This is a genomic window from Photobacterium sp. DNB22_13_2 (assembly GCF_052873915.1).
Window position 1 is genome coordinate 307,489 of sequence record NZ_JBNNXU010000003.1, and the last position, 16,566, is coordinate 324,054.

The 16,566-nt window shown below is 48.5% G+C and carries 14 protein-coding genes; 11 read left to right on the top strand and 3 right to left on the bottom strand.

Going from position 1 to position 16,566, the window contains the following annotated elements:
• Positions 1–39: 39 nt before the first annotated feature.
• The 6 genes from nrdB to asrC all read left to right on the top strand — a co-directional run bounded on the left by nrdB (position 40) and on the right by asrC (position 5,727).
• Positions 40–1,173 (top strand): class Ia ribonucleoside-diphosphate reductase subunit beta, encoded by a 1,134-nt coding sequence (gene nrdB / locus ACVA58_RS06885; RefSeq protein ID WP_446509806.1) that lies wholly within the window; start codon positions 40–42, stop codon positions 1,171–1,173.
• On the top strand, positions 1,170–1,457 hold the full coding sequence (gene yfaE / locus ACVA58_RS06890) for a class I ribonucleotide reductase maintenance protein YfaE (RefSeq protein ID WP_446509696.1): 288 nt from the start codon (positions 1,170–1,172) through the stop codon (positions 1,455–1,457). Before nrdB ends, yfaE begins: the two co-directional genes overlap by 4 nt.
• Before the next feature lie 475 nt (positions 1,458–1,932).
• Positions 1,933–2,802, top strand: a complete 870-nt coding sequence (gene cobA, locus ACVA58_RS06895; protein WP_446509697.1) for a uroporphyrinogen-III C-methyltransferase — start codon at positions 1,933–1,935, stop codon at positions 2,800–2,802.
• A complete protein-coding gene (asrA, locus tag ACVA58_RS06900) occupies positions 2,802–3,863 on the top strand; it encodes an anaerobic sulfite reductase subunit AsrA (protein WP_446509698.1) in 1,062 nt (353 codons plus the stop codon). The genes cobA and asrA overlap by 1 nt, the downstream gene beginning before the upstream one ends.
• The gene (asrB, locus tag ACVA58_RS06905) at positions 3,856–4,704 is read left to right on the top strand and encodes an anaerobic sulfite reductase subunit AsrB (protein ID WP_446509699.1); all 849 of its coding nucleotides are present in this window, start codon (positions 3,856–3,858) and stop codon (positions 4,702–4,704) included. The genes asrA and asrB overlap by 8 nt, the downstream gene beginning before the upstream one ends.
• 9 nt (positions 4,705–4,713) lie before the next feature.
• Positions 4,714–5,727 (top strand): sulfite reductase subunit C, encoded by a 1,014-nt coding sequence (gene asrC, locus ACVA58_RS06910; RefSeq protein WP_446509700.1) that lies wholly within the window; start codon positions 4,714–4,716, stop codon positions 5,725–5,727.
• Positions 5,728–5,822: 95 nt separating this feature from the next.
• On the opposite strand, the gene ACVA58_RS06915 is transcribed toward asrC, so the two are convergent.
• On the bottom strand, positions 5,823–7,046 hold the full coding sequence (locus tag ACVA58_RS06915) for a CinA family nicotinamide mononucleotide deamidase-related protein (RefSeq protein WP_446509701.1): 1,224 nt from the start codon (positions 7,044–7,046) through the stop codon (positions 5,823–5,825).
• A 471-nt stretch (positions 7,047–7,517) separates the two neighbouring features.
• Between ACVA58_RS06915 and ACVA58_RS06920 the strand changes: the two genes are divergently transcribed.
• The 3 genes from ACVA58_RS06920 to ACVA58_RS06930 all read left to right on the top strand — a co-directional run bounded on the left by ACVA58_RS06920 (position 7,518) and on the right by ACVA58_RS06930 (position 12,089).
• Complete coding sequence (locus ACVA58_RS06920) at positions 7,518–8,768, top strand: aromatic amino acid transporter (protein WP_446509702.1); 1,251 nt, start codon at positions 7,518–7,520, stop codon at positions 8,766–8,768.
• A gap of 244 nt (positions 8,769–9,012) precedes the next feature.
• Positions 9,013–9,930, top strand: coding sequence for a DUF3943 domain-containing protein (locus ACVA58_RS06925; RefSeq protein ID WP_446509703.1), 918 nt, complete (start codon positions 9,013–9,015; stop codon positions 9,928–9,930).
• Between the two features lie 182 nt (positions 9,931–10,112).
• Positions 10,113–12,089, top strand: coding sequence for a putative bifunctional diguanylate cyclase/phosphodiesterase (locus ACVA58_RS06930; RefSeq protein ID WP_446509704.1), 1,977 nt, complete (start codon positions 10,113–10,115; stop codon positions 12,087–12,089).
• Between the two features lie 133 nt (positions 12,090–12,222).
• Here the strand turns inward: ACVA58_RS06930 and ACVA58_RS06935 are convergent, their stop codons facing one another.
• Together ACVA58_RS06935 and cysB are read right to left on the bottom strand one after the other, a co-directional pair.
• Positions 12,223–13,410, bottom strand: coding sequence for a methyltransferase (locus tag ACVA58_RS06935; protein ID WP_446509705.1), 1,188 nt, complete (start codon positions 13,408–13,410; stop codon positions 12,223–12,225).
• Positions 13,411–13,547: 137 nt separating this feature from the next.
• Positions 13,548–14,522, bottom strand: coding sequence for an HTH-type transcriptional regulator CysB (gene cysB, locus ACVA58_RS06940; RefSeq protein ID WP_446509706.1), 975 nt, complete (start codon positions 14,520–14,522; stop codon positions 13,548–13,550).
• A gap of 305 nt (positions 14,523–14,827) precedes the next feature.
• Here cysB and ACVA58_RS06945 point away from each other — a divergent pair, with 305 nt between their 5' ends.
• Positions 14,828–15,589 carry a DNA repair protein gene (locus ACVA58_RS06945; protein ID WP_446509707.1) on the top strand — a complete coding sequence of 254 codons (762 nt, stop codon included), beginning with the start codon at positions 14,828–14,830 and terminating at the stop codon, positions 15,587–15,589.
• A gap of 132 nt (positions 15,590–15,721) precedes the next feature.
• Complete coding sequence (gene miaE, locus ACVA58_RS06950) at positions 15,722–16,516, top strand: tRNA isopentenyl-2-thiomethyl-A-37 hydroxylase MiaE (protein WP_446509708.1); 795 nt, start codon at positions 15,722–15,724, stop codon at positions 16,514–16,516.
• Positions 16,517–16,566: the final 50 nt, after the last annotated feature.

Genomic DNA, 16,566 nt, shown 5'->3' on the forward strand with positions numbered 1-16,566 from the left:
ACGGTGGGAGCTTCGGCTCCCATCGATGTTGAGGATATGATGGCATATAGCACTTTCTGTCAAACAAATAACGACCAACTAAAAGAGCCAATGTTCTTTGGCCAGCCTGTCAACGTTGCGCGTTATGACCAACAAAAATTTGAGATTTTCGAAAAGCTGATTGAAAAACAGCTTTCTTTCTTCTGGCGTCCAGAAGAAGTGGATGTGTCTGGCGACCGTATTGATTACAACAACCTGCCAGATCACGAGCGCCACATTTTCATCAGCAACCTGAAATACCAGACACTGCTTGATTCAATCCAAGGCCGCAGCCCGAATGTTGCCCTGCTGCCGATCGTATCGATCCCTGAGCTGGAAACTTGGATTGAAACGTGGTCGTTCTCAGAAACGATCCATTCACGTTCGTACACCCACATTATCCGTAATATCACTAATGACCCAGCGGTTGTGTTTGATGATATCGTCGGAAATGAACAAATAATCAAACGTGCCGGTGACATCTCAAAGTACTACGATGATCTGATCGCAGCGACTAACGATTACCACCGTCTAGGTGAAGGTACTCACACAATCAACGGTAGCACCGTTACGGTGAACTTGCGTGACATAAAGAAAAAGCTATACCTGTGCATGATGTCGGTGAACGCACTGGAAGCGATCCGTTTCTACGTCAGCTTCGCTTGTTCATTTGCCTTTGCCGAGCGTGAGCTGATGGAAGGCAACGCCAAAATCATCAAACTGATCGCCCGTGATGAAGCATTGCACCTAACCGGTACCCAGCATATCCTGAACCTGCTGCGCACTGGCCAGGACGATCCTGAAATGGCTGAAATTGCTGAAGAATGCAAAGAAGAATGCTTTGCGATTTTCCGTGATGCCGCCGAGCAGGAAAAAGAATGGGCAGAGTACCTGTTCAAGGACGGTTCGATGATCGGCCTGAATAAAGATATCCTATGCCAATACGTTGAGTACATTACCAACTTACGCATGGCAGCTGTGGGCCTTGAGCATGCTTACCCAGGCGCGACTCAGAACCCAATCCCATGGATCAACTCTTGGTTGTCATCTGACAACGTTCAGGTCGCACCTCAGGAAGCGGAGATCAGCTCCTACCTAGTAGGCCAGATCGATAACGATGTCAGTGTCGATGATCTGGGTGACTTCGAACTATGAGTCGAGTCGCCATTCGCGTCAATGGTATAGAGGTTCACGGCAATAGCCGTGAACCTTTGCTCGACCAACTGGAAAATGCAGGCTTTCAACCCGAGTACCAATGCCGCAACGGTATGTGCGGTGCTTGCCGCTGTAAGCTAAAATCCGGCGCGGTCGACCAACACGATTCAATGGCATTTATTGCCCCAAACGAAGTCTTGGCGTGTTGCTCTATCCCCAAGAGCAATGTTGATGTCGAGTTCGAATATCAACTCCAACAACAAGATCAGCAAGCAAATCTTTAAAGCCGTCATTTGGCACCAGTAATATGCGGCGTGCTTTCTACCTTTCCACGCTATCGCTAAAACACCAATCACAGCCATTTTGCCACTTGTCGGGGGCTTATTCCGCCTCCTCTTCAATCCTTCAGTAAGCGTTCTCGCTTTATCATCAGTTCAAAAATCAATCACCGGTTTAGGCGCTAACCAACTACGTCGAAACAGCAAACTTACTTTTCAAGCGTGTCAGTGCCTAGCTGATGATAGACATTACTTCTACACCACGGCGACTAATGCATACATAACCACTTGACTATCAAGCAATTATCTAACACCACCGACATATCACCCTGATCTATGCACTAGCTTTCACTTTTGCTGAACGAGCGGTTCATCAAGTCAAAATAGATTTGACTCATTTTTTGGGCAACTATTCCGAGCAGATAAAGTTCAAGCAGATAGCACAGCTTGGCTGTTTCCCATCGCTTCGGAAATTATGTGTATGCAATTACTTAACCGCAAAACTATCCATACCCCACAGCCAATTCGGCCATCACATGTTAGAAAACCTATACATGCAGATAAACAAGGTTTTGTTTCCTTGGTCGGTGCAGGTCCTGGCGATCCAGAACTCTTGACCCTCAAAGCTCTGAAGGCTATCCAATCAGCCGATGTCATTTTGCATGATCATCTCGTCACCAAGGCGATCATCCAAAATGCCAAACCCGGGACCCATATCATTGAAGTTGGCAAAAGCTACAACAACCCTTCGGCAACACAGGAAGGGATTAACACCATGCTGGTGACAATGGCCCAACGGGGACTACGGATTTGCCGCCTCAAAGGGGGAGACCCTTTTGTCTTTGGCCGAGGCAGCGAAGAGGCCATCGCCCTTGAACAGCAGCAGATCCCGTTTGAAGTGATACCGGGCCTTACGGCTGCTTTGGGCTGCTGCTCCTATAGCGGTATACCTCTCACCCACAGAGGTATTTCCCGTGGCTTTACCGTGGTCACAGCCCGTGGTAACAACGAGCAGTACCAGATCAACTGGGAAAGCTTGGTTAACCTTAACCATACCCTGGTATTTTATATGGGACTGCACTGTGCAGCATGGATTGCTTCCAGCCTCATGCTGCATGGAATGGCAGAAAAAACCCCAATCGCCATTATCAGCCACGGTACTCAACCACAGCATCATCAGTTAAGCACCACGCTTATTGAGCTCGAAAATTGCCTCCTCAAACACAAACCGTCTGCACCTTCGTTAATCGTCATCGGTGAGACCGTCGATTTAGCCAATCAAATTAAATGGCACTCCAACCACCAGCAAAATGAACACCTATTTGAACATTCACTTGAAGGAGCTATGTGATGGCTAAATACCTTACCCTAGATGAACTCGATGAGGCGCTGACACACCTGCGCTCGGAGTACCGGGTACTTGCCCCAGCCTATGAGCACCACGGTGGTCGGTTTGCCCATACCGACAACTTGATTTACCAGGATATTGAAAACGCATCAGATATTGTCTGGCAGGAGAAGTCTCACTTTTCTCCGAAAGAAACGGTGCTACCGATCACCCAGACCCTGTTCCATTTCCACGGCGACGAAATCATTCAACCGAGCGATAACATCAAACCTATCTTGCTGTTCGCCCGTACGTGCGACATCCACGCCATCGAACGGCTCGATCACATGTATCTGAAGAATGGCAGCAACCGAGACTGGTATTACGATCGCTTGCGCAAGAAAGTGAAACTGGTCTTGCTTGAATGCCAAAGCAGTTTCGAAAACTGCTTCTGTGTCTCAATGGGTACCAACAAAACAGACAACTATGCCGCAGCAGTTCGGTTTGATGACAAGGGGGTTGCGATAGATATCACCGATCCCAACCTGAAAGCTTACTTTGACCTACTTGGCACAAACAGCAACTTCGAGCCGAGCTTTGTCACCAGCAATCCTGTCAAGGTTCGTACCCCAGATCAGGTATGCGATAACCCGGACCTGATCAGGAAAACCCTAACGGAAAACCAGCTATGGCAAGAGTATGACAAACGCTGCATTGGCTGTGGCCGATGTACGACATCTTGTCCAACCTGTACCTGCTACAGTGTGTTCGATATCAGCTACAACACTGAAGCCCGTATCGGTGAACGACGCCGCCAGCACGCAAGTTGTATGACTGGCAACTTCACCGACATGGCCGGTGGCCATAGTTTTCGAGATAAAACCGGTGAACGGCTACGCTACCGTGCTCTGCACAAAGTCAATGACTACAAAGCACGTCAGGGCACAGATCATATGTGTGTCGGATGTGGCCGCTGTGACGACCGCTGCCCGCACTACATTTCATTTTCAAACATCATCAACCGAATGAGTAACGTTGTAGAAAGCGCCATTAACTCTGCAGCGCTGGAGCCGCAACATGACTGAACAATCATCGAACCATCACTGCCAATGTCAAAGCAAACAACACGAAACGGCTGAAAACAAACTGCTACCTAAGGCTTATGAAATACTAGCTATAGAAAAGCACACCCAGCTTGAGTGGACTTTCCGCGTTGCCAAAGACTTCGATGCCCACTTCGGCCAGTTTGTTGAAGTCTCGTTGCCGCTCGCCGGCGAAGCACCAATATCTGTATCCGACTACGGCGAAGATTATGTCGACCTATTGATCAGGAAAGTTGGCAAGGTCACCGACCAGCTTTTTGCTCTTCATCCCGGCGATAAAGTATGGATGCGCGGCGTCCACGGTAATGGCTACCCGATGTCGGAATATGACCAAAAGCAAGTCGTCGTGATTGCAGGAGGAACCGGCGTTGCTCCGGTCAAAGGTCTACTTTCGCACTTTTGCCGTCATCCAAAAGCGATCAAACAGCTGGATATGATTTTAGGCTTCAAAAACAGAGATGCCGTTCTCTTCCAGCAAGATCTCAACCTATGGCGACAGCAGCAAAATCTGATTGTCACTCTAGATGAAGGCGAGCCAGACGAAGAGTTCTGTGTGGGACGGGTCACCGACTACATCGATCAGCTCGATTTCTCGCGCCCTGAGGCTATTCAGGCGATTGTTGTTGGTCCTCCGATCATGATCAAGTTCGTGGTGCTGGCATTACTGGAGCGCGGGCTCAGCAAAGAGCAAATCTGGGTCGACTATGAACGCCGCATGGCCTGTGCGGTTGGTAAGTGTGGTCACTGCCGGATCGGTGACAAATACGTGTGCCTCGACGGCCCCGTATTTCGTTTTGACCAAGCCCAACATATGATTGACTGAGGAGTGACCATGAGTCTTGATATCGACATCATTAAAGCACGTGCCAACGGTGAATATCGCCTGTCCAAGGTACGTGGCGAATGCATGATTAGCGTCCGGATCCCCGGCGGAATTATGCCAGCCTACCTACTTTCAACCGCCCAGCACATTGCGGAGAAATTCGGTAACGGCACCATCCACCTAACAACCCGCCAGAAATTGGCAATGCCGGGGATAAAGTATGAAGACATCCCACAAGTCAACAAAGCCCTAGAGCCCTTTATCAAGGACATCACGGTAGATTTATGTGGTATTGATGTAGAAGACACCCAGGCGGGTTACCAGAGTATTGGCGGACGTAATATCGTGGCTTGCCAAGGTAGCCAGATCTGCCAAAAAGCCAACACGGACACCACGGAGCTCGCAAGACGCCTTGAGCGTCACGTTTACCCTCAGCCATACCATTTGAAAATCGTCTTAGTCGGATGCCCGAATGACTGTGCCAAAGCCAACATGTCTGACTTCGGGGTGATGGGGGTCGCCAAGATCGACTTTCAAAGTGAGCGTTGTATTGGCTGCGGCGCCTGTGTAAGAGCCTGCGAACACCACGCGGTTGACTGCCTGAGCCTTGAGAATGGTAAAGCAGTCAAAGAAGAGAGTAAATGCATCGGTTGCGGCGAGTGCGTCCTCGCTTGCCCAACCCTTGCCTGGCAACGTAACCCAAAACAGCTTTACATGGTCAAGCTAGGCGGAAGAACATCGAAGAAAACCCCAAGGGTGGGTAAGCTCTTCCTGAACTGGGTGACCGAAGATGTACTCCATCAAGTTCTCGATAATCTATTTGAGTTCGAACAAGAGATGCTTCACGGTAACCCTATCTATCTACACATGGGCCACCTGATCGACCGTTCAGGCTACCATGCTTTCAAAAAACGGGTATTGGAAGGCGTCGAGCTAAACCCCGAGGCGATGGTTGCCAATCGGATTTACTGGGCCGAAGATCAATATGTCGCCAATATGCATGTTAAGGCTACTGCTCAATAGGTAAAGCGCTCGCACAAGGAAGCACCCTAAAAAAAGAGGCAGCCCTAGCTAAGGGCTGCCTTAGCTAGGCCGTCTAGAATAGTGATCAGCAACAACTAGAATTTGTTGTCGATATAGGCAGCGCGCTGAAGCGACTCTGAATGACCGAACACAGGTTTTCCTTCAAGCCAACGGCGAAGCATATCCAGGCCCAGCGTTGCCAATACATAGCGATAATCACGTGAGCCATAGCGACGTTTAGTCGCCACTTGCTGCGCCCATTCCCCTTCGGGTGTCACCATAGCCACAACCACATACCCGTCTTGTTCCATTCCTATCGCCAGCCCAATATCCGCTCGGTTTTTATCCCGCGCCACCTGAGCCATCGACAATGATGCGTCCACAGGCGCTTTGGCTTCTCCTTCTGGAACAACATCTCTCCCGAGCACCCAAGACTGAGTAACACATCCAGCTAGGTAGTCATCATCATATAACCAACTAGTTAGAAAGCCGCCGGTAAAATGTTCGGCAATTGCCAATGAATAACCTTTATCCGAAATAAGCTTGCCAACCGACTCCAGCAACGGTTGATTGTGTCCGACCAGGTTGTCGCCAAGTTGACTGGCAATTGCTTCGACCAAAACAGGTATTTGCTGATGCCCCTGCGGACAAAAGACTTTAACTTCGATAAACGGGATTTCTGAGCGATAGCCGAGCTCGAAGCCGTCCGGCAGACAAATGGATTGCAGTGACTGACCTATCCCCGACTCCGATAGACCAAACGTATAAAGGCGGATACATTCTTGAGCACTGTCATTGGCATAACTACTTTCCAAGCGTGGCAATATTTGCTCATGGGTCATCTTCTTGAATTCACTCGGCACACCCGGTGTAAAGAAAACCCAAGCTCTATTTATCTGCATCGCAAAACCACAAGCTGTCCCTACCGGGTTATCCAGTATTTCTGCACCTTCCGGCAACATCGCTTGTTTAAGATTGGTTTCGGGCATCACACGACCGAGCCGAGCATATTTTTCTTCCATTGCCACGACCCACTCATCAACCAATTCCAACCCGACGTCGGCGGCTACGGCAGCAGCCTGCGCAGTCAGATCATCGGTTGTCGGCCCAAGGCCACCGTTAACGATCACCACATCGGCAGTCAGGCTACAGTGCTCTATTTCTTTGGCTAACATATCGAGCTGATCACCGACAGTCGTCCGCCGCGACAGAGGAAAACCCCGCTGAAAGAACAGTGACGACATCCACGCTGCATTGGTGTCGGTGATGTCTCCGTGAAGCACTTCTTCACCCGTACTTATCATTGCTACTTTCAGCATATCTTTTCCCCATTATGCCGACCTGCGACACCCTTTTTCTATACCAAGTCTCTATTTGAACATTCAAGCATATCTCTATCTATTTCAGCACGTTATTTTTTACTTAATCAATCATCATCAACCAGATATCACTCTATGACATATCAATCAGGAATCATCGTAAACATAAGTTTACACCAAAAAACACAAAAGTTGACAGTCAAATGCAATCCCTATATTGTTCACAACCAGAAGCAAGCGTTAGCAAACACGTAAAAACCACCATTTATCACTATAAAAAATGGATCAAACCATGAATAATCACCAAACCGGCACTTTCTATCGATAGCCGCAGTGGCTATATAAAGTGTAAATAATTACTGACACTTCATTGCCATTGTGGCCCTCTTTAATAAAAGAAAGGGAGTAACCACAGGTGCAAACACCACCTCCCGAGCACCAACACATTGAATACTCGGAGCAATTGACCCCATGTCTATGAACAAGACTTTCGGCAGTATGCTGATCATCGCCGGTACAACCATTGGCGCTGGCATGCTTGCCCTTCCACTGGCCTCTGCCGGGCTTGGCTTTACCACCGCAACTTTAATTATGATTGCGATCTGGTCATTGATGACCTACACCGCACTCTTAATGCTTGAAGTCCACCAATATGCCGATCACCAAGCGACACTCAACTCATTGGCCCGCGATCTGCTGGGTAAAAAAGGTCAGTACTTAGCAAACTTTGCAGTTTGTTTTCTGATGTACTCGCTTTGTGCAGCATACATTGCTGGCGGGGGCGATCAGCTCAACGACAAGCTGACCAACTGGGTGGGGTTGAACGTCTCAGCACAAGCCAGTGCAGTACTGTTTACTGTCGGCATTGCCTGCGTGGTCGCCATTGGTACCCACTCAGTAGACATGGTTAACCGAGTTCTGTTTACGCTAAAAGCCATTGCCTTGGTCGTCATGCTTGGCTTGCTGGCACCCAATGTCGAAGGCGGCTTCCTGGTCAACATGCCGGTAGAAAAAGGACTGATCATTTCAGCCTTGCCTGTAATCTTCACTTCTTTTGGCTTCCACGGCAGTATTCCGTCTATCGTTCGCTACATCGGTTTGGATATTAAAGCACTGAAAAAAGTCATGATCATCGGCTCTTCGCTACCACTCGTGCTCTACATTTTCTGGCAGATGACAAGCCAGGGCGTACTGAGTCAGCACGATTTGATGGCAAGCAACAGCCTTGGCTCATTTATTGGCTCGCTGAGTGAATTGCTACATAACCCGATGGTTAGCCAGTCCGTTTCTATTTTTGCAGACTTGGCATTAGCAACCTCATTCTTGGGTGTCAGCCTCGGCCTGTTTGACTTTGTTGCCGACAGCTTCAAACAGCATGATAAGAAGTATGGTCGACTACAGACTGCAGCAATAACATTTGTTCCACCTCTGGCTTTTGCTTTGTTCTACCCGCAAGGCTTCATCATGGCATTGGGTTTTGCTGCCATCGCTCTCGTGATCCTCGCCATTTTCCTGCCTGTCGCTATGGTCAGTGCACAGCGCAAACAGTTTGAAGATAGCCATGGTTCCCAAAGTACAGCTCACCTAAAGGCTGGCGCACAAGGTGCTGGGTATCAAGTCGCTGGCGGCAAGTTAGCGATGACCGCCGCAACCGGAGCCGGTGTGCTGATCATCACCGCTCAATTCCTGCAAATGGCAGGCCTGATCCCGGCAGTGGGCTAATTAACCATTCAACGGCAAGTAATTTATATTCAATAAATTGCTTGCCGCTTCTCACTCCACCTAGCAATCAATTTGAACAATGTTGTTAATACAAAGGTTCATTAATATGAATTGCTATTTTTTACATTTTTTTTGCACAAATTTGCGTAATAATAATGAATCACTACTAGGATTTTTTAATTATTTCAGTGATACTTCCCGCACTTTTTTATCCTATCCACCTTGATCTATTGCGGAGCGTATCTTGCGCACTTCACTTCTATCACCACTTGTTCTGGGGATTGCCACCAGCGCCCCTGCATTCGCATGGAATGAGAATGCCGATGTTGGTTCATACCAACAACAAACGTTTCTAAACAGCTACGCTTCCCAGCCTAGCCAATCACTGGTAGATACCAGCGAGTTACAGTACACAGCCATGGATCAAGGTCTTTCGCTGCAACCTGCTACCAGTGAGACAACCACCAACCCACTACCCAAGCACCTGTCAGTCGCTCCCGAGAAAGACTGGGACTATCTACTTGAGCAGTCATACACCATTTTGGGGTTAAGTGTGGCAACGGTTGGTCTCATGACATTGCTACCAGAAAGTGTTACCAACTGGGATCCAGAAGATACAAACCTAAAAGGCCTGGGTAAAAAGTGGTGGGACAATGTTAAGGAAGGCCCGGTTTGGGACAAGGACGATCACTACCTTAACTATATAATGCACCCATACTTCGGTGGTGTTTACTACACCGCAGCCCGCCATTCGGGATTCAATGAATGGGAGTCGTTTTTGTACTCTGCAACGATGTCGACTTTCTTCTGGGAGTATGGCGTAGAAGCCTTCGCCGAAGTTCCTTCGATTCAAGATATTATCGTTACACCACTGTTTGGTGCAGCTGTCGGTGAATGGATGTTTCAAACCGAGATGGAGATCACGGCCAACCGTGGCAAGGTGATGGGATCGCAAACAATGGGTGATGTCAGCCTGTTCTTTCTCAACCCTGTTGGGCATATCCACTACTGGATAACAGACTGGTGGCAGGGCGATGCCGATGTTAGCTTTACTTATACGCCATGGTTCGGTAATACCGAAGCAGCTAACTTCGCGCTCGACGCGGGTGCCGCCTATGATCCGGTATTCGTTGGCCTAGAAGTCAAACTGGCTCTGCAATAAAACCAGAAATAATAGCAAAAAAGCGCGACCTCTATCGCCTTTTTTGCTAAGTTTCAATATATTACATGTTTTATTTCAGTTTTCGTGAATAAAGCTCACGATTTTATCCCGTATGCGTATTTAAAACGCCGTTTTTGATATAGCATCTGATAAATATCACAATAAATAACAAAGCCTTGGTGATGAACCAAAATTTTTCTCTCTTTGAGTTCCTGCAGACCCCTGTTTGGATTTTCGATATTCACCAAAAACGTATTCTTTGGGCCAACGCCGCCTCACTCTCTTTGTGGGAAGCGGAAACGACCAGTGAGCTTACCGCTCGCGATCTCAGCCTGGATATGTCAGAGGCCGTCGATGCCATCCTTGACGGCTATCTCAGTCGTTTCCATCAAGGCGAAAAAATCAAAACTTGGTGGTACTTCTCCCCCAACGATATGATCAAAAAAGCGTTATGCTATTTTTCAGGAATGCCCGGCCCTGACGGCTCAACCGTCATGTTGGTTGAAGTCATTGCAGAAGAAGCCAGTCTGCGTCGTGAGTTAGCTTTTTCTGGCAGCTCAAACCTCGCGTTACTGTTTGAAGAAAACGGTCACCTGATCAGCGCCAACAACTCTTTTACTCACTCTTTTGGGGAAGATTTACACGACCTCGCCAGCTTTCTCGGTGATGCCCAATTAGCTGAAAAATGGCTATCCACGGCCAGAACTGAAGGAGTATTGAAATCCAAACGTCTGTGCTGGACCGGAAAAAGCCACAACTGGCTCAACATCGACGGTAAGTGGCTGTCAGATAAACATCAGCTGTTACTCAGCCTCATCAACATCAGCCAGGAAAAAGAGCAGCTCCATAAAGCCAAATACAATGCCGAGCATGACTTCCTCACCGGGTTGCTAAACCGACGCGGCATCACCAATGCCATTATCGAAAACCAACACAGCCAGCACCCTTATAGTTTACTGTTCCTCGATATCGACGGCTTCAAACTGGTCAATGACACCTATGGCCATGCAATTGGTGATAAGTTGCTGCGGGCTATCGCTATTCGTCTACAAGAAGAAGTAAAGTTCAAAGGGCTTTTGGCACGCTTTGGTGGCGATGAATTTATTGTCCAAGTCGAACACCGAAACATCGACAATTCAGCTTTGTTTGCCAAACAGCTTATCAAGGCCCTAAACCGCCCCTTCCACCTAAAAGAGGTGGGGGAACTGTCAATTGGTTGCAGTATCGGTACATCAGATTACCCAACAGATGCAAAAGATATCGAAACCCTAGTGACCCAAGCCGATATGGCCATGCACCGCGCCAAGTTACGGGGCCGCAACCGCAGTCATCACTTCTCGCCAGATATGGCCGATGCACTGTATCGCAAAATGACGCTGCGCCATCACCTGACCCTAGCCTTAGAAGCCGAAGCATTCGAGCTTTACTACCAACCGATAGTTGACATGAACTCGAAGTCTCTCAAAGGCTTTGAGGCGCTGATCCGTTGGCATGATGAAGAGTTGGGACAAGTTTCTCCAGGCGAATTTATTCCGCTGGCTGAAGAAACCGGCCAGATCGTACCGCTTGGTAAGTGGATCCTAAAAACGGCCTGCAAGCAGCTTGCCCTATGGGAGAAAAAGTACGGCAAGTCGTTCATCATGAGTGTCAACCTGTCGCGCGCCCAATTACAGTCAAGCTTGGCACCAACCATCGAGGGACTTCTGAACCAATATCAGATCCCACCCTCGCAGCTTGCACTTGAGCTTACCGAGTCTACGATGCTGCAAGAATACGATGAAGCAAAACAGTGCCTTGATGATCTCGCCTCACTAGGCCTCGAACTTTATCTGGATGATTTTGGTACCGGTTACTCATCCTTGTCACAGCTACAGGACTTACCTATCAGTACCGTCAAGCTTGATCAAAGCTTTGTTCAGGGTGAGCACAAAGGGAGCCAGGCAATTATCGAAGCCACCCAGGCTATCTGTGAAAAACTGGCGCTGAAAGTCGTGGCCGAAGGCGTTGAAACCGAGACGCAACTACGCTATTTACAGCAATGTGGTTTCGATTTCTGCCAAGGGTATTATCTCGGCCGACCACTACCGGCCCACGAGCACGAGGAGCGAAACTTCTCCCTGCTCAATGATATCCCGGAAGTAAACCCCGAAGTCGTCTAGCCGCTCTCTCAGGGATAACTCTCGTTAGAAAACAACAAAGGCCAGTCACTGCAAATGACTGGCCTTTGTTTTCTTTGTATTAGAACTTAAACACAAAATACACACCTCAATAAACTTCGGTGCTGAATTCGACTTAACTCTTTAACTGCGCATGAATCATAATATTTCGCGGGGTGATCGGTTTATCACAAAATGTACCAACCGTAACCTCATAACCGGCCTCTTCCATAAAACAGGCCCGGTCATAAACCAGCCACATTTCTAATGGCCGACGGAATAGCAGACGCAGCAGCTCCAACCGCTCCACCCAGTCAAACCGTTGTTCACCAGCATATTGCCAGTGGGAAAAATCGATATTATCAGGTAATACCAGCCCCTTCTGTTCGGCCGCCCAACGGCAGAAGGCCTCAAAGCCATCATTGAACAGTGCCTTCTGGACATTAGGCACCGGCAGGTACACATCCTCTCCGGTCACACTGCGTTGTAAACGGTCAAAACCAAGGCGAAAGCTCACCTCCACAAAACGCAGATTTCGAACCCGGTTACCAGCCGTCACTGTCTCCTGTAAAGGCAAGCGAAGATCATGCTTACTAAGCCTCAACACACTTTGTTTCGCTAACATAGACATCGGCTGATAGACACTATCCCTGATCAGGTGATAACAGCACGGTGATACGCTGACAGCTTGCCCCTTTTGCTCAACGACACGCTGCAACAGCGAGACATGAAGGTCACCGCAGGCATGTAAAGCAACCGCATGCTGCTGCGAGAGAATAAATTTGCCACTGTCTGGCGAAAACGCATCACCATGGACAAATGTCATCGGCAAAGCCAACTTGCGAGCAGCAACTTCACCACTTTCACACAGCGCCTGTTGCCACTCCAAGCTAGTTACCGATGTCTTGTGGGTAGCCGCAAGCACCCGGCCGAGGAAGCCTTTTCCAGCACACCATTCTAGCCATGGCAACGATAGCGCCGGTAACACCCCATTAAAAGCCTGCAACTGCTGCCATTTACGACCAGGAATACCAGTGTCCAAACCACGAGGCGTAACACGTTCTACCTGTGGCAAAGCGCCGAGTGCTGCCAATGCCTGCATCTCTGCGGACTGAGGGATCCACTGAGTTAGTGCAGCGGCTAACTGATCGGGGCTTTCCCGAAAGATGGCCACTTGCTGCTCATCCAATCCAAGCAGCCAGTGTGTCAGCTCTGGGTGGCGTTGCTCCCATTCTGCCTGTGAAGTGGAGAATGGCATAAACTGCCACCACTCACGGGTATCTGTCAGTAAGCTATCGAGTTGGGAAAAGCGCGGGGCGTGCATGGGGTACTCTTGGGTTAATCAGAAAAATCCCAAGTATTGTAAACGGAAATAAGGCAAATGGGCAAAAGGAGGCTATTTACGATAGGAAAGATTCACGCAAAGAGAGAGCAGGCCGCCAAATGGCAGCCTGATAAGGGCTATTTTATCGGAAGTGGCATATTTGCAAACATCGCTTCGATTTCCGCATTGGTTTTGAGCGTTACCGCCTGATCAACCACCTCCCGAGTAAGGTGAGGGGCAAATCGCTTGATGAAGTCATACATATAACTGCGCAGGAACGTTCCCTTCTTGAAACCGATCTTCGTGGTGCTGGCTTCAAAAATATGGCTGGCGTCAATCGCAACCAAATCACTGTCAGTGGCCGGATCCATCGCCATACTGGCGATCACCCCGACCCCTATTCCCAAACGTACATAGGTTTTGATCACATCAGCATCAGTTGCCGTAAACACGATTCTTGGAGTTAGACCTGAGCGATTAAAAGCGCTGTCGAGCTCCGAGCGGCCCGTAAAACCAAACACATAGGTGACCAATGGGTAAGCCGCCAAGTCATGGATGGTGATCTCTGCTTTCTGCGCCAAGGGATGATCAGCTTTGACCACTATCGAACGGTTCCAATGGTAACAAGGCAGCATGATCATATCTTGATAGAGATGCAATGCTTCAGTAGCAATGGCAAAGTCAGTCGTCCCCTTGGACACTGCATCAGCAAGCTGGTTAGGCGTCCCTTGGTGCATATGCAATGTCACTTTAGGATAGCGGGCGGTAAACCCCTGGATCACAGGAGGAAGCGCATATCTTGCTTGGGTATGGGTCGTCGCAATGTTCAGTGTTCCCATTTCAGGATGGGTATGCTCACCCGCCACCGACTTGATACTTTCTGCCCGTGATAAGATGTCCCGAGCAATCTTAACAATTGACTCACCTGCCGGTGTAACCTGAGTCAAGTGCTTACCACTCCGTTCGAAAATCTGCACCCCAAGTTCATCTTCAAGCAACCTGACTTGCTTACTGATCCCGGGTTGAGAGGTATATAAACTCTCTGCCGTTGCCGAGACATTCAGGTTGTGATTGACGACCTCGACGATATACCTTAATTGTTGTAGTTTCATGGTTCCGCCTAGTGATAGTCCTTTATCATCTTTGCCCTGCCTCAGGGGGTCCCCTGCGCTGTTTCCTACTGGGCTTTATAACATAATGTTATATAACTTATAGACCCAGTTTCCCAGTATTAGGTGTCTAATTTCCGACAGTTAAGCGACATTTTCTATAAAATGCCAATTAGGCCTCTCATTGACAGCATTTTCATGCACCGACACGGTAAGGATATGATAGAAAGCGATCTCACGGCTATGACCTATTATCGATATGGTGTATCTTATAGGGCTTCACGTAAGCACGGATGGTCCTCTACCCCATGAGCATGCCTCTAATTATTGGCCTGGTAAGCCTGTTGCTGATCTTGATTGTTGGTTACAACATCATTATTCAGTATCGACATAAACTGGAAAGCGCAAAGCAACAGGAATTAGCCAAATTTATCGCGATTATTGATGCAACCGAAGAGTTGATCAGTAACGCCCATCATCTTCCCTACAGCAAAGAACTACTGGTTTGCCTCAATAAACGAGTACTGTTCTCTTTGGAAACGATGAAGGAAACGGATCCGACAGATAAGTCACTGCCACAACGTATTAGCAATGTTGCCGAGCAGATCAACCAACTCCAAGCCAATTATTCGCAAGCTGATGTAGCGAGCTTCAAGGTCCCAAGCACTGACAAGCAAGCACTCGGCATGCTGCAACTTGTCAAGCGCCTGAAGAACGTTGTCAAAAGCGAGCATAGCAAAGGACGTATGCCAACCCAGGCCTTTGTAACCGAGAATGCCCGCCTTGAAGGTATCCAGTTAAGAATCAACATTGAGAACGTGATCAAGCGAGCCAATGAAGCCCGCGTCAAAAAGCAATTGGGTACGGCAAAGCAATTACTGAAAAAAGGGATTGATGTCTTAGCCAGCAACAATGACGATTATGCGAATCAGGCCCGTGAGAAACTGCAGAAAATGCTTAAAGACATTGATAGCAGCCAGAACATGACCCATGAGCAGAAGCGCCAACAGATGCTAGAAAAAGATCAAGACGAAATTGATGTACTGTTCCAGCCTAAGCGGAAATGGTAAGCGCTTCTCAGCTCTGTATATTCTTTCAAGGCCACCATACGGTGGCCTTTGTTTTTTCTGCCATTACCATTTTCTCCACGAGCATTGGTATACTGGACGAAAATCAACAACAAGACTCAACAAACCTAGCCCATGAATACAACCCAGCACATGATCGATACCTTGCTTGAGCCGATCAAACAGTTCCTGCAATGCGATACGCCTGACACCTGGATCACCGAAGCCAAAAAACCAGAAAACCTTACTCCGCTGCTGGTTGACCATTGTAACTGCGAGCTGAAAGCCAGCCAAACCGCCATGTTTCTGATCCGCAAATATGCCGTTGACGCAGAAAGCGGCAAGGCGTTGCTTGCATGGGCAAAGCCTTATGAAGAGTTCGTCTATGGTATCGAACGGGATGCCCGTAGTTTCCACGGCAAGAAAAACGGCCTTGCCGCCGAGTTGAAGCCCAAGGCCGGTTTTGCCCACGGCGAAGAGCTGATCGACAAGATGGTCCGCCTGATCAAAGAAGAATTCCATCACTTCGAGCAAGTACTAGAGATAATGGAGAACCGAGGGATCCCTTACTCTAACCTTCATGCGGGACGTTATGCTAAAGGGCTGATGAAGATTGTTCGTACCCATGAGCCAAGTACCTTAATTGACAAGCTGATCATCGGTGCCTATATCGAAGCACGCTCATGCGAACGATTCGCCAAGCTAGCCCCTTTCCTCGATGATGAATTGAAGAAATTCTATATTTCCCTGCTACGCTCCGAAGCCCGCCATTATCAAGATTACCTTAAACTGGCCGAGCAAATCGCAGGTGAAGATATCAGCGAGCGCATCCGTTCCATTGGCGCCCGAGAAGCTCTGCTCATCAACACCCCTGATGATACCTTCCGCTTCCACAGTGGTGTTCCAGTGTTAGAAGTGACAGAGGTTTAGCGCCTGCTTTTAGCGTTTTATAGAAACTAGGAACCCGGTTATCGCCTGTA